This is a genomic window from Caenimonas terrae, assembly GCF_042655405.1.
GTDB lineage: Bacteria > Pseudomonadota > Gammaproteobacteria > Burkholderiales > Burkholderiaceae_C > Ramlibacter > Ramlibacter terrae_A.
Window position 1 is genome coordinate 707,485 of sequence record NZ_JBHSMF010000002.1, and the last position, 20,570, is coordinate 728,054.

Here is a 20,570-nt window from a genome sequence, read left to right on the forward strand (position 1 = left end):
CCCCCGGTGTGACAGCCGATGACCCAATCTAGACGCCGGCAGAGGGCGCGTTATCGGACGGCCGCCGGGCCCCTTGTAGGACGCCGGCGCGAGCTGGCCCGGCGCCCGCACGGCACGCACGCGGCTCCTAAACTGGACGCATGAGCACCGTCCGCAAAGGCCAGGCGCCGGCCCCCCTCGCGCGCAACGAGTTCCACCTGCGCTTCATGCAGTCGTTCTACGACCCGGCCTACCAGGCCGAATCGGCGGCGCTGGGCCGGCTGGAGGAGATCGCCTTCCAGGCCTACCAGCAGGGACGCAAGGCGCCGCGCACCGCCAAGGCCGGGCCCGGCTTCGCCGACCCGGACTACGACCTGTCGATCGAATGGCGCGCCACCCGCGACAAGCTGATCGCCGCGCAGCAACGCTGGGGCGAGCCGGCCTCGCCGTCGCGGGTGCTGCTGGTGTGCGGCTCCTCGCGCAACGACGGCACCTGTCCGGGGGAGATCTCCAAGACCTTCCGGCTGGTGCAGCTGGCCAGGCAGGTGCTGGAGGCGGCGGCGATCGAGGTCGACGTCCTCGACCTGAGCCTCGTCACCTCCAGCTACGACCTGCACATCCATCCCTGCAAGGGCTGCGTGTCCACCGCCATGCCGCTGTGCCACTGGCCCTGCAGCTGCTATCCCAACCACGCCGAGCGCCAGACCGGCGACTGGATGGCCGACATCTACGAACGCTGGGTCTCGGCCCACGGCGTGATCCTGATGACGCCGGTGTACTGGTACCAGGTCGCCAGCCCGCTCAAGCTGATGATCGACCGGCTGGTATGCGCCGACGGCGGCAACCCGGACCCGACCACCACGCACGGCAAGAAGCCCGAGGAGGCCAAGGCGCTGGAGCTCAAGGGCTGGGACTACCCCAAGCACCTGGCCGGCCGCACCTATGGCGTGGTGGTGCACGGCGACGTGGCCGGCATCGAAGGCTCGCGCCGCGCGCTGTGCGACTGGCTGGACTGGATGGGTCTGGTCGATGCCGGCGCGAAGGCCCGGCTGGACCGCTACATCGGCTACTACGCGCCCTATGCCAGCAGCCACGAGGCGCTCGACGCCGATACCGCGGTGCAGGAGGAAGTGCGCAACGTGGCGCGCTCGGTGGCCGCGGCGGTGGGCCTGCTGCGCGCCGGCGCCCTGCAAGACCCGGGCGCCGACCTGGCGGCGCCGCGCCCGAAATGAGCCGCGCCGCTCAGAACGCCGCGCCGTAGCGCAGCTGCAGGAAGTTCTGGCCCGGGTTGGGACTGCGGATGCCGGCGTTGGAGACGTGCTGCGCCCGCACGCCGATCTCCTGGCCATTGCCGAAACTGCGGCCGATGCCGAGCACGTCGACGAAGTTGAAGGCGGTGGTGAAGCGCTTTTCCGGCGTTTCGAAGTGCCGGTTCATCGTCGAGATGCCGATCCCCGCTTCGGCGAACCACGGCGAGCCGCCCTGGGCGAAGCGGAAACGGAACATCGGCACCAAACCGACCTGGACGAAGCCGCGCCGCCCGCCGTCGGCGCCCGGTGCATCCCAGTGTGCGACGTAGGCCTCGGTGAGGCCGCCCACTTGCGTCCCCAGCAGGCTGCCCTTCCAGGCCCAGGGCCAGGTCAGGCCGACGCTGGCGTCCCAGGTGCTCTTGTCGCCGATCCCGGCCTGCACGTAATAGCCGGCCGGCCGCCAACCGTCGGCGGCAGCGGGCAGGGCGATGGCGAGCGCGGCGGCGGCAAGCGCCAGCGACCGGAGATGGATGTGTCTGGATTGCATCGCGCGGAGTGTGCGCAATGAACCTGCGTTTGGGTACATGCCGATGGGCCAGTCAAGGAGAAATGGATGGCGTCCTACAGGAGGCGTGCACCAGGGCAGCTGCGCGATCTGTCCGCATCACGACAGACAAGAACTCTGCGCCGCGTCCTACACCCCCCCGCAGACCCCGGACGTAAAAAAAGTCTCCCCCGAAAACGAGCCCAAGACAACATGACCGAGACCGTGGCCACACCGCCGCTGACCGTGATGACGGTGAACATCCACAAGGGGTTCACCACCTTCAACCGCAAGTTCATCCTGCCCGAACTGCGCGACGCCGTGCGCAAGGTGGGCGCGGATCTGGTGTTCCTGCAGGAGGTGATGGGCACGATCGAGACCAAGGGCCGCACCGGCCACGACCACCCCGACACGCCCCACGCCGAGTTCATGGCCGACGAGATCTGGCCCCAGTTCGCCTACGGCCGCAACATGGTCTATCCCAAGGGCCACCACGGCAACGCCGTGATGTCCAAGTTCCCGATCGTCCATTACCAGAACCACGACGTGTCGATCGCCGGGCCGGAAAAGCGCGGCCTGCTGCATTGCGTGATCGCGGTGCCAGGCCAGGCCAGCGAGGTCCACGCCATCTGCGTGCACCTGGGCCTGGCGGAAAGCCACCGCGAGCAGCAACTGGACCTGCTGTGCCAGATGGTGCGCAGCGAGGTGCCGGACGACGCGCCGTTGATCGTCGCCGGCGACTTCAACGACTGGCGGCGCCGTGCCGCCGCCGTGCTGGAGCGCGAAGTGGGCCTGCGCGAGGTGTTCGTGGCGGCTTACGGCGAATCGGCCCGCACCTTCCCGGCGCGCTTTCCCATCCTCTCGCTGGACCGCATCTTCGTGCGCAACGCCTCGGTGCACCTGCCGGTGGTGCTGCCGCGCAAGCCCTGGTCGCACCTGTCGGACCACGCGCCGCTGGTGGCCGAGATCCACCTCTGAAGGCCGGACCATGAGCGGCAAGTGGATCGAGGGCAACGCCATCCGGCTGCTGGAAAACGGCGAGGAATTCTTCCCCGCCGTGTTCGAGCGCATCGCCGGCGCCAGGCGCGAGGTGGTGCTGGAAACCTTCATCCTGTTCGAGGACAAGGTCGGCCTGCAGCTGCATGAAGCGCTGCTGGCGGCGGCCAACCGCGGCGTGCAGGTGGACGTGACGGTGGACGGCTTCGGCTCGCCCGACCTGTCCACCGAGTTCATCTCCTCGCTGTGCCAGGCCGGCGTCCGGCTGCACATCTTCGAGCCGGGCAAGACCGTGCTCGGCGCCCGGGTGAGCCTGCTGCGCCGCCTGCACCGCAAGATCGTGGTGGTGGACAACGAGGTGGCCTTCGTCGGCGGCATCAACTATTCGGCCGACCACCTGGGCGACTTCGGTCCTGAGGCCAAGCAGGATTTCTCGGTGGAGATCCGCGGCCCGCTGGTGGCCGAGATCCACCGCTTCACCCATGGCGCCCTGGCCGCCGGCATGCGCCACCAGCGCCAGCGCCAGTGGTGGCGCCGCCGCAAGCAGCTGCGCAGCACCCCGGAGGAATTGCCGCCGGCCGGCAGCGCCGAGTGCATCTTCGTCACCCGCGACAACGGCGACCACCTCAACGACATCGAGCGCCACTACCGCATCGCGATCCGGGCGGCGCGCAAGCGGGTCATCATCGCCAACGCCTATTTCTTCCCGGGCTACCGGCTGATCAAGGAGATGCGCAAGGCGGTTCGGCGCGGCGTCGAGGTCAACCTGATCCTGCAGGGCATGCCGGACATGAAGATCGTCAAGACCGCGGCCAGCATGCTGTACGGCTACCTCACCAAGGGCGGCGTCAAGGTCTACGAATACACCGACCGGCCGCTGCACGGCAAGGTGGCGGTGGCCGACGACGAATGGGCAACGGTCGGCTCCAGCAACCTCGATCCGCTGAGCCTGTCGCTGAACCTCGAGGCCAACGTCGTGATCCGCGACGGCGCGTTCAACCAGCGGCTCACCCAGCGGTTGCAGGACCTGATGTCGAACAGCTGCACCCAGATCCAGCACGAAGGCGACCTGAGCGGCTGGAAGCTGTTGCGCAGCTACCTGGCGTTCCACATGATCCGGCGCTACCACCGCTGGGCGAGGTGGCTGCCGCGCCACGTGCCGCGGCTGCACCCCGCCATGATCGACGACATCGCGGCGGCAACCACCCCGCAGCCACGGGCCAGGCAGGCGCAATGAATGCCCAGGCCCTGAGCAACCCGCACCTGGCGGCCGGCAACCCGGAGCGGCGCAAGCGGGCCCGCCTGTCCGACCGCCGCTGGTGGCCCTGGGCCAAGCGGGCGACGACGCTGCTGTTCTTCGGCGCCGTCGCCGCGCTGTTGTGGCGCTACGCCCAGCACGTGGACTGGCAGGACGTCTGGAGCTCGATCAAGGACACGCCACGCCCGGCGCTGCTGGCGGCGATCGCGCTGGCGGTGGCCAGCCATCTGCTTTACAGCTGCTTCGACCTGCTCGGGCGGCGCTACACCGGCCACAACCTGCCGACCCCGATCGTGATGACGATCAACTTCATCAGCTACGCCTTCAACCTCACCATCGGCTCGCTGGTGGGCGGCGTGGGCTTCCGCTACCGGCTGTATTCGCAGGCCGGCCTGGCCAAGGGCGTGATCACCCGCATCGTCTCGATGAGCATGCTGACCAACTGGCTGGGCTACAAGCTGCTGGCCGGCCTGCTGTTCATCTTCCATCCGCTGGTGCTGCCGCCGGCCTGGCACATGGGCAACCACGGACTGCAGTGGGTCGGCGTGCTGCTGGTCGCGATCTCCGGCGCCTACATCGTGGCCTGCGTGCGCATGGGCGACCACCGCTGGACCGTGCGCGGCCACGAGATCTACCTGCCGCCCTGGCGCATGGCCCTGGTGCAGATGGCGGTCTCCTGCATCAACTGGATGCTGATGGCCGGCATCGTCTACGTGCTGCTGCAGCAGAAGGTGGCGTACACCGACGTGCTCACCGTGCTGCTGGTCGGGGCCATCGCCGGCGTCGTGGCCCACGTGCCGGCGGGGCTGGGCGTGTTCGAGTTCGTGTTCGTCGCGCTGCTGTCGCACGTGGTTCCCGAGAGCCGGCTGCTGGCCGCGCTGCTGGGTTACCGGGCGCTCTACTACATCGTGCCGACGCTGGTCGCCGCGGCGATGTACCTGGTGTTCGAGCTGCGGGCCAAACGCGGCACGCTGCGCACCGGCGACGCGAAAGCGGCGGCCTGAGATGGAAGCCCGCCTGGCCAGCGAAACCGACTTGGCGGGCTTCCGCGAAGAGGCGCGCTCGCTGCTGGCGCACCAGGTGCCGCCCGACCAGGTGGACTGGCGCACGGCCGACAACGCCGACCAGTTCGCCGAAGTGGTGCCGGCCGACGCCAGGGGCTCGAAGCACGTGCCGCGGGCAGCGATGGCCATCGTCCCGGCGTCGTTCCTGCGGCTGTGCGAGATCGTCGTGCTGCACCGCGACCCGGACCGCTTCGCGCTGCTCTACCGGCTGCTGTGGCGGCTGGTTCACGAGCCGGGGCTGCGCAGCGACCCGATCGACCCCGACATGCTGGCGGCGCAGCAGATGGGCCAGGCGGTGCGGCGCGACCTGCACAAGATGAAGGCCTTCCTGCGCTTCAAGCCGCTGGAGGACAACAACGGCGACTCGCCCCTGCACCTGGGCTGGTTCGAGCCGTCGCACCATATCCTGGAGGCGGCGGCGCCCTGGTTCGTGCGCCGCTTCGCCCAGCAGCGCTGGGCCATCCTCACGCCCGAGCGCAGCGTGCGCTGGACGCCGGCCAGCGAGCGGCTGGAGTTCGGGCCGGGCGTGGCTGGGGCGCCGGCGCACGTCCCGCATCCGGACGATGCCTTCCTGCTGGCCGGCTACAGCGGCATCTTCGGCGGCCGCGACAGCACCTGAGGAGCCGACCGGTGCCGGGCCCGGATGGCATCAGCACGCTGGCGCAGCTCAAGGTGCGGACCATGCGCTGCCGCGAATGCCCGATCGGCGAATTCGCCACCCAGTCGGTGGTCGGCGAAGGCCCGAAACAGGCGCCGCTGATGCTGGTGGGCGAACAGCCCGGCGACAAGGAGGACCTGGCAGGCCACCCCTTCGTCGGTCCGGCCGGCGGGCTGCTGGATCGGGCGCTGGAGCAGATCGGCATCGCCCGGGACCGCGTGTTCGTCACCAACGCGGTCAAGCACTTCAAGTTCGAGTTGCGCGGCAAGCGCCGCATCCACAAGAGCCCGACGCAGCGCGAGGCCGCGGCCTGCCTGCACTGGCTGGAAGATGAAATCGCGCTGGTCAAGCCGCTGGCGCTGGTGGCGCTGGGATCCACCGCAGCCCGCTCCCTGCTCGGGCGCCCGGTGCCGGTGATGGCCGAGCGCGGCCGCTGGCTGGCGCGCGAGGACGGCCTGCAGGTGCTGGTGACGCTGCATCCGTCGGCGCTGCTGCGGGTGCCGCCGGGGGACCGCGACCAGGCTTTCGCCCAGTTCGCCCGCGACCTGGCGCAGGCGAAGAAGCTGCTCTAGACGATGACGCCGTCCTGGTAGGCGGGGCCGAAATAGACGTCGACGCTGGCGATCTGCTCGCCGGTGAAGGTGAAGAACTCCGTGTTGCGGAAGCTCTTGCCGTTGCCGGTGGCGCAGTTGTAGGTCACGAAGGCCTTGTCGCCTTCCACCACGATCTTCTCGATGGTCTGGTCGCGGGCGGCGTCGCCCTGCGGCCAGCAGCGTTCGAAGTAGGTGGCGCGGTCGATCGCGTCGTCGTTGGGACTGGTGAAGGTGAACCCCTCGGCCAGCAGCAGTTCGGCGGCGTCGCGGTTTTCGCTTTCGTACGCGCCGAAATAGGCACGAACGACGTCGCTCAGGGCGGCGTCAGTGGGTTTTGTGTCTTGCATGGGTGACTGTAGTCCCATTCACTTGGAAGCGTTGCCGGCGGCGTCGATGCCCCCCACCCCGGTGCGTGAACGCTGCAGCGTGCGCTTGGCCGCCCGCTTGATGGTGCGGGTGGGGCTGCGCACCTCGCGCGCGACTTGGTCCTTGCTGGGCACCAGGGTCACGTCCGAGCGCGCGGCGACCGGCGGCGCGGCGCCGGGGGTGGCGGGCGTGCTGTCCAGGCCGCTGGGCTTGCGCAGTTTCAGTTGCCGCTGCGCCGCCTCGTTGCCCTGCACGCCGATGCCGCCCTGCGGCATGCCGGCCTGGGCCCCGAGGCCGCCCTGGGCACCGGCCAGCGATGGCCGGCCCTCGAAGGCGGCCGCGGCGCCGGTGCCCTGGCCGTGGGCACGGCCGAAGGTCAGAAGCGCGACCAGGGCGACGATCGCGACGACCAGCCAGTGATACGGGGAACGATGGTTGAAGCGCATGGCAGTTCTCCAGGTGATGCGAATGCTCAGTCAGTGTGAGCTTGCGCAGGAAATGCCCTAGCGTCAATGGGCAACAGAATGTGTAGGACAGGGCCGGCTCAACTGCCCGGCTGTTAAGATTCGCCGCGTTTTCCCTCTCGTTCCCCGGCTGCCGCAGTACCCTTCAATGACCGTTGCCATCGCAGGCCGCACGCCTGCCACGTTCGAGATCAAGAGCGCGACCCTGCCCCTGGTGGCCCTGCTGCTCAAATCCGCCGACCTGGCCGAACTGACCCGCGAACTGGCGGTCCGTTTCGGCGACATCCCCGACTTCTTCGACCACGACCCGCTGGTGATCGACCTGGCGCCGCTGCCGGACGGCGCAGTGCCGGATTTCGCGCGCTTGCTGCCCCTGCTGCGCCAATACCGGCTGCTGCCGCTGGCCGTGAAAGGGGGCGGCGCGGCCCAGATGCAGGCGGCGCAGGCGGCAGGACTGGCCGCCGCGCCCGAGGCCGTGCTGGCGGGGCTGCGCCAGGCGCCGGCCGAACGCGCCGAGGAGCCGGCGCCGGAGCCGGTGCCCAGCGGCGCGATGGTCATCGACAAGCCCTTGCGCTCCGGCCAGCAGGTCTATGCCCGCGGCCGCGACCTGGTGGTGATGGCCATGGTCAACGCCGGCGCCGAGGTGATCGCCGACGGCAACATCCACGTCTATGCGCCGCTGCGGGGCAAGGCCATCGCCGGCGCCCGCGGCGACACGCAGGCCCGCATCTTTTCGCTGTGCCTGGACCCCGAACTCATTTCCATCGCCGGCGTGTACCGGACCAGCGAAGTGCCGCTGCCGGCCGACGTGCTGTCGCGGCCGACCCAGGTGCGCCTGGTCGGCGGCGCCGAAGGCAAGCTGGTGATGGACCCGATCAAGACCTAACCCCAAGGACCCCTTCCCCATGGCAAGAATCATCGTCGTCACCTCCGGCAAGGGCGGGGTCGGCAAGACCACCACCAGCGCCAGCTTCGCATCCGGGCTGGCGCTGGCCGGCCACAAGACCGCGGTGATCGATTTCGACGTCGGCCTGCGCAACCTGGACCTGATCATGGGCTGCGAGCGGCGCGTGGTGTACGACCTGATCAACGTGATCCAGGGCGAGGCCAACCTGAACCAGGCGCTGATCAAGGACAAGCAGTGCGACAACCTGTTCGTGCTGGCCGCCTCCCAGACCCGCGACAAGGATGCCCTGACCAAGGACGGCGTGGAGAAGGTGCTGGGCGACCTGGCCGCCATGGGCTTCGAGTACATCGTCTGCGACTCGCCGGCCGGCATCGAGACCGGCGCCCTGATGGCGATGCACTTCGCCGACGAGGCACTGGTGGTCACCAACCCGGAAGTCTCCAGCGTGCGCGACTCGGACCGCATCCTGGGCATGCTGTCGAGCAAGACCAAGCGCGCGATCGAGGGCAAGGAAGCGATCAAGGAGCACCTGCTGATCACCCGCTACAACCCCAGCCGGGTCGACCAGGGCCAGATGCTGTCGCTGGAGGACATCCAGGACATCCTGCGCATCCCGCTGATCGGCGTGATCCCGGAAAGCGAATCGGTGCTGCAGGCCTCCAACCAGGGCACGCCGGCGGTCCACATGAAGGGCAGCGACGTCTCGGAAGCGTACAAGGACGTGGTGGCGCGCTTCCTGGGCGCGGACAAGCCGATGCGCTTCGTCGACGCCCAGAAGCAGGGCTTCCTCAAGCGCATCTTCGGGGGGCGCTGACGTGGGCTCTTTCCTGTCCTTCCTGCTGGGCGAGAAGAAGAAGACCGCCAGCGTCGCCAAGGAGCGGCTGCAGATCATCCTGGCGCACGAGCGCAGCGGCCGCAACGCGGCCGAGCCGGACTACCTGCCGGCGCTACAGCGCGACCTGGTGGCAGTCATTTCGCGCTACATCAAGATCAACCCGAACGACATCAAGGTGCACCTGGAGCGCCAGGACAACCTGGAGGTGCTGGAGGTCAAAATCGAGCTTCCGGATGCCAAGTAGCGGCCCGGGCCTTGACAGCGGCGGGCAGGCCGGGGATAACAGCCCAATGAGCGCAGCTCCCCTCCTGGTCCAGGTCACGCACCGGTTCAACGTCCCGGCGGAGCGTGTGTTCGATGCCTGGCTGACGCCGTCGCTGGCCAGCCGCTTCTTCTTCGCCACCCGCACCGGCAACATCCTGCGCTGCGAGATCGAGCCCGAAGTCGGCGGCGGCTTCACGGTGACGGACCGGCGGCCCCATTCGGACGGCGACGAGAGCGTGTTCGACGCCGAGCACCGCGGCACCTACGTGGAAATCGACCGGCCGCGCCGGCTGGTGTTCGATTTCAGCGTTCCGCCCTACACCGACGACCCGACCCGCGTCACCATCGAGATCGCGCCGCAGGGGATCGGCTCCTGCGAACTGAGGCTGACGCACGACATGGGCGACAGCCGCTATGCACACCAGTTCGAAGAGCAGACGCGCAACGGCTGGATCAAGATGCTGGCAACGCTGGACAAGGAACTGTTCACGCGCCGCATCGGCGTGCTGTCCTAGCGCACCAGCCAGCGCAGCACCCAGGCCCCGGCGGATGCCCCGGCCGCGCTCACCACCGCCCCCCAAGCGATATCCACCAGCGTCACCGGCAGCGGCCAGTCCTTCAGGATGGCCAGGCTGGTGAGGTCGTAGGTGCCGTAGCAGAACGCCCCGAACAGCGCGCCCAGCGCCAGCGTGCGCGGCCAGTCCCCGCCGGCGGGCAGCACCGCGAACACCACCAGGCCGACCGGATACAGCAGGTAGAAGGCGGCCGCGGCGACCAGGTTGGGCGCCGGCGCCATCAGGTGGCCGATGCCCTCGCGGTAGAAGCTCCTGGCCAGCACGCCGAGCCAGAGGAAGTCGAGCGCAGCCAGTGCAACGAAGGTGCCCGCATAGGCCAGGAGGTAGCGTGTCATGGTCCGACTGTAGCTAATTCCCGCCTAACGAAGCCGTCACTGTGGCCTAAGAGCGCAGACCTACATTGAATGCACCGGAACACAAACGGTTCACTCACTGCCACTGAAAGGTCTCATCATGATTTCCCGCAAATTCGCTACCGCCCTCGTCCTTGCCGCCACCGCCGTTGCCGGCAATGCCTTCGCCGACGACATCACGGTCGACACCACACCCTTCGTTTCCGCCAGGACCCGCGCCGAAGTGCAGGCCGACCTGGGCCAGTTCAAGCAGTCCGGCACCAGCCCCTGGTCGATCCAGTACAACCCGCTGCGCAGCTTCAAGAGCGGCACCACCCGCGCCGAAGTCACCGCCCAATACGTGAACTCGCGCGACCAGGTCGCCGCGCTGAACAGCGAAGACAGCGGCTCGGCCTACCTGGCGCAGTACCGCGTCCGCAACGCCGGCACCACGCTGGCCGGCCAGCCGCAGACCAACGCGCAGTAAAAGGCTGTCATCCCGGGCTTGCCCCGGGGTGACACCCTTCGGCTTGGCTTGACTCCCCGGCCAGGTGCTTCTCGATTGCCTTGGGCACCGCCTTGCGGCTGCAGGCCTGCAACTTCATCAGCAGTTCGTGCCGGGGCTCCGGCACCTTGAACTGGATCCGCAGGTCGTCGCGGATGCGCCCCAGCAGGGCCGCGGCCACTTCCGCATCCGCCATCGCCCGGTGCGCGCGCCCCGACGTGGGCAGCGCGTGGAAGGCCGCCAGCGAGCCCAGCCGGTAGTTGGGCGCGTGCGGATAGAGCCGCCGCGACAGCAGCAGCGTGCAGCAGAACGGCTCCGGGGCCGGCCGGTCGATGCGCTCCAGTTCCGCGGCCCAGAAGCGCCGGTCGAAGGAGGCGTTGTGCGCCGCCATCGGCCGGCCGGCGACGAAGCGGCTGGCCTCGTCCATCACCTGCCTCGCCTGCGGCGCGGCGGCGATCATCTCGTTGCTGATGCCGGTGTAGGCCTCGATGAACGACGAGATCCGCACGCCGGCATTCATCAGGCTCTGGTAGCGGTCCACCACCTGCTCGCCCTCCAGGATCACGATGGCGATCTCGGTGGCGCGGTCGCCCATGGCGGGCGACAGTCCGGTGGTCTCGAAGTCGATGACGGCGACGGTGGTCAAGGCACCAAGCTTATCGCGGCCGCGGCTGCAGCTCGTTGAAGCCGGTGGCCGCATCCAGCTCGCGCCGGAACTCCCAGCCTGGCAGCAGCGCGATCACCACTTCCGCCGTGGTGCGCACGATGCAACCGGGCAGCAGATGGCCGCCCCGCACCTCGCCCTGTTCATCCGCCACGCTGGCGTGCAGATGGGCGCCGTCGGGACTGAGCGTGCCCGACAGCATCAGCAACTCCAGCGCAGCGTTGATGTCGCTGCCCGAGGGCTTGTCGGCATAGCGCAGCACGGCGCGCGACAGGCTGCCGACGGCGGAGACGATGCAGGCGGCGGCAATGCCCTTGGACTTCGCCAGTTCCGCAAAGGCCGCCTCCAGCGACAGCCGCAGGTCGTCGCCCGGTTGCAGGCGCAGCACGTGGACTTGCATCGGCTGCGATCAGCCGAACGGCCGCACGCCGAACAGCAGGCCGTGGGCCCAGAACGCGAACAGCGCCCAGACGGCGACGCCCACCACCACAGTGATGGCCGTGCCGGCCGCGGTGCCGGCGGGATACACGGTGCCGGCCGCCCGATCGCGGCGCCGGGCAGCGCGAAAGTCGAACACCGCCCAGACCAGGAACGCCCCGAACAGCACCACGTCCACCAGGTTGCCGTTGGCCAGCAAGTGGGCGACGGCCCAGACCTTGACCGACAGCACCATCGGATGGTGCAGCCTGGCCTTGATCGAATTGCGCGGAACGTAGGCGGCGGCCAGCAGGACGAACGCAAACAGCATCAGCAGGCCGGCCAGGTGGCGCATGCCCATCGGCGCTTCCCACAGGTACACCGGGTTGCGCCGCGCCAGCCCGAAACCCAGCACGATCAGGACGAAACCGGCCAGCGAGGCCAGCGCGAACAGCCCTTTCCACGGCTTCTCGCCGATGCGGGCAATCGTCGCCGTGCGCCAGCCGTCGGCAGCGATGCGCACGGAATGAACGCCCAGGAAGAGGACGAGACCCAGGATCAGGACGGCCATCGGGCACTCCTCCGGTTTGTGGAGGCGCGATTATGGGCTGCGAACAGGCCGCCGGCGAGTGCGGCTGGCCGGTCGGCCCCGTCCAAACGCCAATTATCCAGCGATCTCAGGTTGTTCGATCCACCTGTGGACAACCTGGCTTTCTCCTTTCCCGGCAACGCTGTTCATGCCGGACAAGCTTGTTGACACCAGAGCCGGACACTGTGCACGAACAGTGGGAAAGAATATTTTTGCGTTGCCGGATCGCGCCGGTGCGCAGGGGTTCGGCCGCCGATTCTCGAGCCACGTCGGGCCGCGGACCAGGGCCCCGCCGCACCGGGCAGCGCTGCGCCTGTCTTCTTCTTTATCTTGTTATTCAAACTAGTAGTAGTAGATAAGGTCTGGCCTGCGCTGTGGACAAGCGCTCTTTCCCGAGCAGCATCAACGACTTGCCGCGGGGCCGCGGCTGTGGGCACCCCTGCGTCCGTGCTGTCGTGCCGCAATGAACAACTCGGCCGGCCGGGCGTTTGCTGTGGATAACTCTACAGTTGTGCCGGATCTGTCCCCAGGGTTTGCCGCAGCGCCCGGACGTCGGTCGGCGCCGGCTACTCCGCCAGGAGCAAGTCAAATCCCTACCCCCTGGTTAGCCATTGGTAACACTCGCGACCCGCCAACAAGTTCACGATGACAAATCATGTTTCGCCGCCTGTCCCCGCCAACCTTCCGCTCATTCCTGGCGGCTCTGGCATTGGCTGCGCTGGCACTTCCAGGCCAGGCCGAAGAGGTTTGCGGCACCCCCAACGGCGACGGCGTGTCCATCTGCAGCGCCGGCCTGCCGGCCGGCAGCGCGGAGCGGCTGGTCGTCGCGCAGGAGCAGCCGCAATGGTGCTGGGCGGCTGCCATCTCGATGATCTTCGCGCACCACGGCTACGCCGTGCGGCAGGAAGACATCGTCAAGGACGGTTACGGTGCGGTTGTCGACATGCCGGCGCCCTCGGGCCAGGCGATGACCAGGGCGCTCTCCAAGGCCTGGGTGGATGGCAGGCACCGGCCGTTCCAGGGCCACGCGGTGGCCACCGATGCATACGCGAACCGGTTCCAGGTCAGCGAGCACAAGGTCGTCGCCGAGCTCGCCGATGGAAACCCCTTGTTGCTCGGCGCCATGCAGCATGCCGTGGTGCTGGTGAGCCTGACGTACGAGAAGTCCCGGCGCGGGAACGTGCGGATCCTGGGCGGCACGGTGATCGATCCGCAGCCCGGCAAGGGCCTGCGGCCGCTGCTGGCCGGCGAGATGAAGCCGACCTACGTGGCGGCGGTCGAGATGATGGCTGAGGGCCAGGAACTGGCCATCGCCGACGCCACGGCCAACGCCTCTTCGCTTCACTGACAGGCCCTGAGGCCGCGCATGAGCCCGGCATCCCCGCGGGACCCGGCTGCCATCGCCACGCGCTAAGCTGCGTGCGGATCGCAGCTCCACCCAATGCGGCACCTGTTCGAGCCCCACCTGGTCAACGACGCCTTCGGCGACCCCGGCCTGCACGTCGATTTCAACGACGAGCACCGGGCGCTGCTGTTCGACCTGGGGGGCGTCAGTGCGCTGCCGCCGCGCAAGCTGGTGCGGGTTTCACACGTGTTCGTCAGCCACACCCACATGGACCACTTTGCCGGTTTCGACCAGCTGCTGCGGGTGGTGCTGGGGCGCAAGGACTGCATCGTGCTGGTGGGCGGCCCGGGCTTCGTCGCGCAGGTGGAGCACAAGCTGCGCGCTTACACGTGGAACGTGGTGCACCGCTACGCCGTCGAACTGGTGCTGGCGGTGCGCGAGGTCGGCGTCGACGGCCGCGGCCGGGGCGCGCGCTTTTCCAGCCGCACCGGCTTTGCGCGGGAGGACGGTGCTTCGTTCCGATGCGAGGGCGACGTGCTGCACGACGAAGCGCTGTTTCGCGTGCGCGGCCGGTTCGTCGACCACGAGATGCCTTGCCTGGCGTTCGCCCTGGAGGAGAAGGCGCGCGGCCGGGTCGCCAAGGACCGGCTTGCCGCCTTGGGGGTGACTACCGGGCCATGGCTGCGCGAGCTGAAGCTGGCCGTGCTGTCGGGCGCGCCGGCGGAGACACCGATCCGGGTGGAGTGGCGCGACCAGCTGGGCCAGCACGAGATGACGCGCAGCGTGGGCGAACTGGCGCCGGTGTTGATCGATGTCGCCCCCGGCCGCCGCGTCGGCTACGTGACCGACCTGCGCTTCACCGACGCCAACCGGCGCGCCCTGGGCCAGTTGCTGGCCGGCGTCGACCAGTTGTTCATCGAGAGTGTCTTCCTGGACGCCGACAGTGAGCACGGCCTGCGCAAGAACCATCTGACGGCGCGCCAGGCGGGCTGCATCGCACGGGAGCTGGGCGCGAAGTCGGTTGTGCCCTTTCATTTTTCGCCGCGGTATCGCGGGAGGGAGGCAGAGGTGGAGGGGGAATTGCTGGCAGCGTGGTCGGGGGGCTAGGGTCTTCCCGAGGGTGGAATGGCTGAGCCACCTACAAGCGCTCGGTCGTGTCACCTACACACGAGCCAGCCGCGCTTGGCTATGTTTGACCCGTCGACAGGTCAAGCAGCCACCTCAGCGATGGCTGGCAGCTGGAACACCTTCGATCATGCTTGCGGCCATGTCATGCCGCATGTCCCCGCAAGGAGCTTCCCATGCTTTACACCATCGCCATCGTTCTGCTGATTCTGTGGGCCCTGGGCCTCGTCACTTCGTTCACCGCGGGCGGCCTCGTGCATGCCCTGCTCGTGATCGCAGTGATCATCATCATTTTCCAACTGGTCACCGGCCGCAAGGCTTAGCCAGGGCGGGAATCGCCCCGACCGCAAGAAAAAAGGGAGCCTCGGCTCCCTTTTTTCTTGCGCCGGCGCGCTGGGTCAAACGTCGATATTTGCCGCCCGGAGCGCGTTCGTCTCGATGAACTCGCGGCGCGGCTCGACCTCGTCGCCCATCAGCATGGTGAACACGCGGTCCGCTTCGATCGCGTCGTCGATCTGCACGCGCAGCAGGCGGCGGATCGTCGGGTCCATGGTGGTTTCCCAGAGCTGTTGCGGGTTCATCTCGCCCAGGCCCTTGTAGCGCTGGCGGCTGGTGGCACGCTCGGCTTCGGCGATCAGCCACTGCATGGCCTGGCGGAAGTCGCCCACCTTTTCTTCCTTCATCCGCTCGCCTTCGCCGCGCGTCACCCTGGCGCCGTCGCTTAGCAGGCCGCGGAAGGTATTGGCGGCCTCGGCCAGCGCCGCGTAGTCGGCGCCGTGGACGAAGTCCTGAGTGATAACGCTGCTCTTGATGTTGCCGTGGTGCCGGCGGCTGATGCGCAGGATCGGCTTGTCGGTGCGCACGTCGAATTCGCCCGCCACTTCGGCCGGGCTGGCGCTGGTGGCGCCATCCATCTCCTGCAGGCGCGCCTGCAGCGCGATGGCGGACGCCTCGGCATCGGGCACCGTGTCCAGGTTCAGGCCCACGCCGTCGGCAATGGCCCGCAATGCTTCCGCATCCATGAAGCCGGACAGCCGGTTGATCACCGATTGCGCCACCTGGTGCTTGCGCGCCAATTCCGCCAGGGTCTCGCCGGTGATGGTGCTGCTGTTCCCGCCGCCGGTGTGCACCGCCGCCCCGTTCAGGGCGATGCGCAGCAGGAAGCCGTCCAGGTCGGACTGGCCCTGCAGGTACAACTCCTCCTTGCCGGCCTTCACCTTGTACAGCGGCGGCTGCGCGATGTAGATGTGGCCGCGCTCCACCAGCTCGGGCATCTGGCGGTAGAAGAACGTCAGCAGCAGGGTGCGGATGTGGGCGCCGTCGACGTCGGCGTCGGTCATGATGATGATGCGGTGGTAGCGCAGCTTGGCGACGTTGAAGTCGTCGGCGCCGGTGGCCGTCTGGCCGTTCGCGTTCATGTTGCCGCCGGCCTTGCCGATGCCGGTGCCCAGCGCCGTGATCAGCGTCAGGATTTCATTGCTGGTCAGCAGCTTCTCGTAGCGGGCCTTCTCCACGTTCAGGATCTTGCCGCGCAGCGGCAGGATGGCCTGGAACTTCCGGTCGCGGCCCTGCTTGGCGGAGCCGCCGGCGGAGTCTCCCTCGACGATGTAGATCTCGCACATCGCCGGGTCCTTCTCCTGGCAGTCCGCCAGCTTGCCCGGCAGGCCCATGCCGTCCAGCACGCCCTTGCGCCGCGTCATCTCGCGCGCCTTGCGCGCCGCCTCGCGGGCGCGGGCCGCCTCGATGATCTTGCCGACGATGATCTTGGCGTCGTTGGGCCGCTCCTGCAGGTAGTCGCCGAGCGTGCGCGCGACAACGTCTTCCACCGGCCCCCGTACCTCGCTGGACACCAGCTTGTCCTTGGTCTGGCTGGAGAACTTCGGCTCCGGCACCTTCACGCTCAGCACGCAGGTCAGGCCCTCGCGCATGTCGTCGCCGGTCACTTCCACCTTGGCCTTCTTGGCCAGCTCGCTTTCTTCGATGTACTTGTTGATCACGCGCGTCATCGCCGCGCGCAGGCCGGTCAGGTGGGTGCCGCCGTCGCGCTGCGGGATGTTGTTGGTGAAGCACAGCACCTGCTCGTTGTAGCCGCTGTTCCACTGCATCGCCACTTCGACGCCGATGTTGGTGTTCTGGTCGCTCTGGCGGTCGCCCATCGCGTGGAACACGTTGGGGTGCAGCACCTGCTTGCCCTTGTTGATGAAGGCCACGAAGCCCTTGACGCCGCCGGCGCCGGAAAAGTCGTCTTCCTTGCCGGTGCGCTCGTCCAGCAGCCGGATGCGGACGCCGTTGTTCAGGAAGCTCAGCTCGCGCAGGCGCTTGGAGAGGATCTCGTAATGGAAATCGTTGTTCTCCTTGAAGATCTCGGTGTTGTCCGGCAGGAAGTGCACCTCGGTGCCCCGCTTGTCGGTGTCGCCCAGGATCTGCATCGGAGAAACTTCGACACCGTTGATGTTCTCGATGATGCGGTTCTGCACGAAGCCGCGGCTGAACTCCAGCACGTGGACCTTGCCTTCGCGCCGCACCGTCAGGCGCAGCATCTTCGACAGCGCGTTGACGCAGCTCACGCCGACGCCGTGCAGGCCGCCCGAGACCTTGTAGCTGTTCTGGTTGAACTTGCCGCCGGCGTGCAGTTCCGTCAGCGCGATCTCGGCGGCCGAGCGCTTGGGCTCGTGCTTGTCGTCCATCTTGATGCCGGTGGGGATGCCGCGGCCGTTGTCCGTGACGCTGATCGAGTTGTCCGTGTGGATGGTCACCATGATGTCGTCACAGTGGCCGGCCAGTGCTTCGTCGATGGAGTTGTCCACCACCTCGAACACCAGGTGGTGCAGGCCGGTGCCGTCCGACGTGTCCCCGATGTACATGCCGGGCCGCTTGCGCACCGCTTCCAGGCCTTCCAGGATCTGGATCGAGCCCTCGCCATAGGCCGCGCTCGCGCCGGCCTGGTTGGTGTCGATCAGGGGCTGGAAATTGGAGCTTCCTTCCTCACCGGCGCCCACATGGACGGACTCATCGGGCTTGTTTTCTTCAGACATAGACAACTTCTCTCAAACTCTTGAAACACGGAACCCGCCTTGTGGGCGGGTCCTTCATCCGTTCTCGGGCTTCGACAGGCTCAGCCCGAACGGCCTCAGATCCTCATCGGCATCACCACGTACTTGAAGGTCGCGTTGTCCGGAATGGTCAGCAGCGCCGAGCTGTTGGCGTCGGCCAGCTCCATCTTCACCATCTCCTGGTCCATGTTGGCCAGCGCGTCGATCAGGTAGGTGACGTTGAAGCCGATCTCGATGGCGTCGCCGCCGTAATCGATGTCCAGTTCGTCCACCGCTTCTTCCTGTTCGGCGTTGTTGCTGGCCACCCGCAGCGTGCCCGGCTCGATGTTCAGGCGCACGCCCTTGAACTTCTCGCTGGTCAGGATCGCGGTGCGCTGCAGGCTGGCCAGCAGCGGCGCCCGGCCCAGCGTCACGGAGTTCTTGTGGTTCTTGGGGATCACGCGGTTGTAGTCGGGGAACTTGCCCTCCACCAGCTTGGTGACGAACTCCATGCCGCCGAAACTGAACTTGGCCTGGTTGCTGGCGAACTGCATCTCGATCGCGCCTTCGGCGTCCGACAGCAGGCGCTGCATCTCCAGCACCGTCTTGCGCGGCAGGATCACTTCCTGGCGCGGCACTTCGACATCCAGGGTTGCATTGGCGAAAGCCAGGCGGTGGCCGTCGGTTGCCACCAAGGACAGCTGCTTGCCTTCGGCGACGAACAGGATGCCATTGAGGTAGTAACGGATGTCGTGCACCGCCATCGCGAAGGAGACCTGATTGAGCAGGTCCTTGAGCGTTTTCTGCGGCACGCTGAACACCGGGCCGAAGCTGGCTGCCTCCTGCACCAGCGGGAAGTCCTCGGCCGGCAGCGTCTGCAACGTGAACTTGCTCTTGCCGCCCTTGAGGATCAGCTTGTTCTGGTTGCTTTCCAGGCTGACCGTCTGATCCGCCGGCATGGTGCGCAGGATGTCGATCAGCTTGCGCGCGCCGACCGTGGTGGTGAAGTTGCCGTTGTCGCCATCGAGTTCGGCCGTCGTGCGGATCTGGATCTCCAGGTCGCTGGTCGTCAGCTGGAGCGAGCTGCCGGTCTTGCGGATCAGCACATTGGCCAGGATCGGCAACGTGTGCCTGCGCTCGACGATGCCGGCGACTGACTGCAGCACCGCGAGCACCTTGTCTTGAGTTGCCTTCAGGACGATCATGCGGACTCCTCTTTGTGGTTTGATTTCTTCGTTTCAGGCACAACAGACAGCATTTTCACCCTTTCAGGGTCTGTTCCAGCACGTGCAGCTGCTGGTTCAACTCGGTCAGCTGCTGGCGCTCGCCGGAGATCTTGCGCACCGCGTGCAGCACCGTCGTGTGGTCGCGCCCGCCGAACAGTTCCCCGATCTCGGGCAGGCTCTTCTGGGTCAGTTCCTTGGCCAGGTACATCGCGATCTGGCGCGGCCGCGCGATCGAGGCCGGCCGCTTCTTGGAATACATGTCGGCGACCTTGATCTTGTAATAGTCCGCCACCGTCTTCTGGATGTTCTCCACCGAGATCTGCCGGTTCTGGATCGACAGCAGGTCGCGCAGCGCCTCGCGCGCCAGCATGATGGAGATCTCCTTCTGGTTGAAGCGCGAATAGGCCAGGATCTTGCGCAGCGCCCCTTCGAGCTCGCGCACGTTGGAGCGCACGTTCTTGGCCACGAAGAAGGCCACTTCCTCCGGCATCTCGGCGCTTTCGGCGCGGGCCTTGTTGATCAGGATGGCGACCCGCATCTCCAGCTCGGGCGGCTCGATGGCCACCGTCAGGCCGGAATCGAAGCGCGAAACGAGGCGCTCGTGGATGTCGGCCAGGCCCTTGGGGTAGGTGTCCGACGTCATCACGATGTGCGACTTCTTGGCCAGCAGGGCCTCGAAGGCGTTGAAGAACTCCTCCTGGGTGCGGTCCTTGTTGGCGAAGAACTGGACATCGTCGATCAGCAGCAGGTCCAGCGAGTGATACCTGTCCTTGAACTCGTCGAAGGTCTTGCGCTGGTAGGCCTTGACCACATCCGAGACGAATTGTTCGGCGTGGATGTAGAGCACCTTGCTGCCCGGTTTGTCCGCCAGCAGCTTGTTGCCGACGGCGTGCATCAGGTGGGTTTTCCCCAGGCCAACCCCGCCGTAGATGAATAGCGGGTTGTAGAGCTGCCCCGGCATGCCCGACACGTGCATGGCGGCGGCGCGCGCCATCCGGTTGGCGGTACCTTCTACTAAAGTATCAAACGTCAGCGCGGTGTTGAGGCGGTTCTTGAAAGCGGCCGACGCGCTGTCGTCGGCCAGCTCAGCCGGCTCCGCGACCGCGCCCATGTCGGCAGAGGCCGGCGTGGCGTAAGAACGTGCTTGCGCTTCTCTCGGAGCAAGCGCTAACTCAAGGTGGACAGGCTGTCCATACAGCTTTTCCAGCATCACGGCGATGCGATGCGAGTACTGTGCACGCACCCAGTCCAGCTTGAATCTGTTGGCGACGAACAACGTCACGCGCGTGAAATCGTCCGACACCTGGGCCAGCAGGGGCTTGATCCAGGTGTTGAATTGCTGCTCCGGGAGCTCCTGCGCCAGCTGCTCGATGCATGCTTGCCACAGGCTCTCGCCCGCACTCAGGGCCAGATTGGTGGCCACGATCTTGTGCTGCCCCTCGCTCATTCTTGGCTGACGCCTCTGTGGATATTGTTCATTGCGCGAAACCGGCCATTCTAATTTATCAAAGCCTTATCCACAATCGCGCCCCGCCCCGCCGGCCGCCCCCGATCCGGCCGCCCAGGGCCGGGGCAAATCCCC

At 67.3% G+C, this 20,570-nt stretch carries 24 protein-coding genes; 14 read left to right on the forward strand and 10 right to left on the reverse strand.

Translation table 11 applies throughout. The features are described from left to right. Positions 1-140: 140 nt before the first annotated feature. A complete protein-coding gene (locus ACFPOE_RS03470) occupies positions 141-1,211 on the forward strand; it encodes a flavodoxin family protein (protein ID WP_376848598.1) in 1,071 nt (356 codons plus the stop codon). 10 nt (positions 1,212-1,221) lie between these two features. On the opposite strand, the gene ACFPOE_RS03475 is transcribed toward ACFPOE_RS03470, so the two are convergent. Then, positions 1,222-1,776 carry an acyloxyacyl hydrolase gene (locus ACFPOE_RS03475; RefSeq protein ID WP_376848599.1) on the reverse strand — a complete coding sequence of 185 codons (555 nt, stop codon included), beginning with the start codon at positions 1,774-1,776 and terminating at the stop codon, positions 1,222-1,224. A 210-nt stretch (positions 1,777-1,986) separates the two neighbouring features. Between ACFPOE_RS03475 and ACFPOE_RS03480 the strand changes: the two genes are divergently transcribed. From ACFPOE_RS03480 to ACFPOE_RS03500, 5 genes are read left to right on the forward strand one after another with little or no spacing between them, the layout of a single operon-like run. Next, complete coding sequence (locus tag ACFPOE_RS03480) at positions 1,987-2,751, forward strand: endonuclease/exonuclease/phosphatase family protein (RefSeq protein WP_376848600.1); 765 nt, start codon at positions 1,987-1,989, stop codon at positions 2,749-2,751. 10 nt (positions 2,752-2,761) lie between these two features. Further along, on the forward strand, positions 2,762-4,006 hold the full coding sequence (clsB, locus tag ACFPOE_RS03485; RefSeq protein ID WP_376848601.1) for a cardiolipin synthase ClsB: 1,245 nt from the start codon (positions 2,762-2,764) through the stop codon (positions 4,004-4,006). Beyond that, positions 4,003-5,031 (forward strand): lysylphosphatidylglycerol synthase domain-containing protein, encoded by a 1,029-nt coding sequence (locus ACFPOE_RS03490; RefSeq protein ID WP_376848602.1) that lies wholly within the window; start codon positions 4,003-4,005, stop codon positions 5,029-5,031. Before clsB ends, ACFPOE_RS03490 begins: the two co-directional genes overlap by 4 nt. Position 5,032: 1 nt before the next feature. Continuing rightward, a complete protein-coding gene (locus tag ACFPOE_RS03495) occupies positions 5,033-5,710 on the forward strand; it encodes a TIGR03915 family putative DNA repair protein (RefSeq protein WP_376848603.1) in 678 nt (225 codons plus the stop codon). 11 nt (positions 5,711-5,721) lie between these two features. Further along, on the forward strand, positions 5,722-6,321 hold the full coding sequence (locus ACFPOE_RS03500) for a UdgX family uracil-DNA binding protein (protein ID WP_376848604.1): 600 nt from the start codon (positions 5,722-5,724) through the stop codon (positions 6,319-6,321). On the opposite strand, the gene ACFPOE_RS03505 is transcribed toward ACFPOE_RS03500, so the two are convergent. Together ACFPOE_RS03505 and ACFPOE_RS03510 are read right to left on the reverse strand one after the other, a co-directional pair. Next, a complete protein-coding gene (locus ACFPOE_RS03505) occupies positions 6,318-6,689 on the reverse strand; it encodes a nuclear transport factor 2 family protein (protein WP_376848605.1) in 372 nt (123 codons plus the stop codon). The two genes, ACFPOE_RS03500 and ACFPOE_RS03505, sit on opposite strands and share 4 nt — an antisense overlap. Before the next feature lie 18 nt (positions 6,690-6,707). Beyond that, on the reverse strand, positions 6,708-7,154 hold the full coding sequence (locus tag ACFPOE_RS03510; protein ID WP_376848606.1) for a hypothetical protein: 447 nt from the start codon (positions 7,152-7,154) through the stop codon (positions 6,708-6,710). Between the two features lie 166 nt (positions 7,155-7,320). Here ACFPOE_RS03510 and minC point away from each other — a divergent pair, with 166 nt between their 5' ends. From minC to ACFPOE_RS03530, 4 genes are read left to right on the forward strand one after another with little or no spacing between them, the layout of a single operon-like run. Then, positions 7,321-8,058, forward strand: a complete 738-nt coding sequence (minC, locus tag ACFPOE_RS03515) for a septum site-determining protein MinC (RefSeq protein WP_376848607.1) — start codon at positions 7,321-7,323, stop codon at positions 8,056-8,058. A gap of 19 nt (positions 8,059-8,077) precedes the next feature. Beyond that, complete coding sequence (minD, locus tag ACFPOE_RS03520; RefSeq protein WP_376848608.1) at positions 8,078-8,893, forward strand: septum site-determining protein MinD; 816 nt, start codon at positions 8,078-8,080, stop codon at positions 8,891-8,893. 1 nt (position 8,894) lies between these two features. Continuing rightward, positions 8,895-9,158 (forward strand): cell division topological specificity factor MinE, encoded by a 264-nt coding sequence (gene minE, locus ACFPOE_RS03525; protein ID WP_376848609.1) that lies wholly within the window; start codon positions 8,895-8,897, stop codon positions 9,156-9,158. 46 nt (positions 9,159-9,204) lie between these two features. After that, positions 9,205-9,693 carry an SRPBCC family protein gene (locus ACFPOE_RS03530; protein ID WP_376848610.1) on the forward strand — a complete coding sequence of 163 codons (489 nt, stop codon included), beginning with the start codon at positions 9,205-9,207 and terminating at the stop codon, positions 9,691-9,693. Here ACFPOE_RS03530 and ACFPOE_RS03535 read toward each other — a convergent pair. Further along, positions 9,690-10,088, reverse strand: a complete 399-nt coding sequence (locus ACFPOE_RS03535; protein ID WP_376848611.1) for a DUF2177 family protein — start codon at positions 10,086-10,088, stop codon at positions 9,690-9,692. The genes ACFPOE_RS03530 and ACFPOE_RS03535 overlap by 4 nt on opposite strands. A 118-nt stretch (positions 10,089-10,206) precedes the next feature. Between ACFPOE_RS03535 and ACFPOE_RS03540 the strand changes: the two genes are divergently transcribed. Then, a complete protein-coding gene (locus ACFPOE_RS03540; RefSeq protein ID WP_376848612.1) occupies positions 10,207-10,572 on the forward strand; it encodes a DUF4148 domain-containing protein in 366 nt (121 codons plus the stop codon). A 7-nt stretch (positions 10,573-10,579) separates the two neighbouring features. Here the strand turns inward: ACFPOE_RS03540 and ACFPOE_RS03545 are convergent, their stop codons facing one another. From ACFPOE_RS03545 to ACFPOE_RS03555, 3 genes are read right to left on the reverse strand one after another with little or no spacing between them, the layout of a single operon-like run. Then, entirely contained in the window at positions 10,580-11,236 is a 657-nt protein-coding gene (locus ACFPOE_RS03545; protein ID WP_376848613.1) for a 3'-5' exonuclease, read from the reverse strand. Between the two features lie 10 nt (positions 11,237-11,246). Next, entirely contained in the window at positions 11,247-11,654 is a 408-nt protein-coding gene (locus ACFPOE_RS03550) for a PPC domain-containing DNA-binding protein (RefSeq protein WP_376848614.1), read from the reverse strand. Positions 11,655-11,663: 9 nt separating this feature from the next. Then, positions 11,664-12,242, reverse strand: coding sequence for an NnrU family protein (locus tag ACFPOE_RS03555; RefSeq protein WP_376848615.1), 579 nt, complete (start codon positions 12,240-12,242; stop codon positions 11,664-11,666). A 673-nt stretch (positions 12,243-12,915) separates the two neighbouring features. Between ACFPOE_RS03555 and ACFPOE_RS03560 the strand changes: the two genes are divergently transcribed. The 3 genes from ACFPOE_RS03560 to ACFPOE_RS03570 all read left to right on the forward strand — a co-directional run bounded on the left by ACFPOE_RS03560 (position 12,916) and on the right by ACFPOE_RS03570 (position 15,053). After that, positions 12,916-13,608 carry a C39 family peptidase gene (locus ACFPOE_RS03560; protein ID WP_376848616.1) on the forward strand — a complete coding sequence of 231 codons (693 nt, stop codon included), beginning with the start codon at positions 12,916-12,918 and terminating at the stop codon, positions 13,606-13,608. Between the two features lie 93 nt (positions 13,609-13,701). Continuing rightward, positions 13,702-14,712, forward strand: coding sequence for a ribonuclease Z (locus ACFPOE_RS03565; RefSeq protein WP_376848617.1), 1,011 nt, complete (start codon positions 13,702-13,704; stop codon positions 14,710-14,712). A gap of 194 nt (positions 14,713-14,906) precedes the next feature. Beyond that, the gene (locus ACFPOE_RS03570; RefSeq protein ID WP_376848618.1) at positions 14,907-15,053 is read left to right on the forward strand and encodes a lmo0937 family membrane protein; all 147 of its coding nucleotides are present in this window, start codon (positions 14,907-14,909) and stop codon (positions 15,051-15,053) included. A gap of 75 nt (positions 15,054-15,128) precedes the next feature. Here ACFPOE_RS03570 and gyrB read toward each other — a convergent pair whose 3' ends face one another. From gyrB to dnaA, 3 genes are all read right to left on the reverse strand, one after another. After that, complete coding sequence (gene gyrB / locus ACFPOE_RS03575; RefSeq protein WP_376848619.1) at positions 15,129-17,765, reverse strand: DNA topoisomerase (ATP-hydrolyzing) subunit B; 2,637 nt, start codon at positions 17,763-17,765, stop codon at positions 15,129-15,131. A gap of 95 nt (positions 17,766-17,860) precedes the next feature. Further along, on the reverse strand, positions 17,861-18,967 hold the full coding sequence (gene dnaN, locus ACFPOE_RS03580; protein WP_376848620.1) for a DNA polymerase III subunit beta: 1,107 nt from the start codon (positions 18,965-18,967) through the stop codon (positions 17,861-17,863). A 55-nt stretch (positions 18,968-19,022) separates the two neighbouring features. Beyond that, positions 19,023-20,435: a chromosomal replication initiator protein DnaA gene (dnaA, locus tag ACFPOE_RS03585; RefSeq protein WP_376848621.1), complete on the reverse strand. Its 1,413-nt coding sequence runs from the start codon at positions 20,433-20,435 to the stop codon at positions 19,023-19,025. Positions 20,436-20,570: the final 135 nt, after the last annotated feature.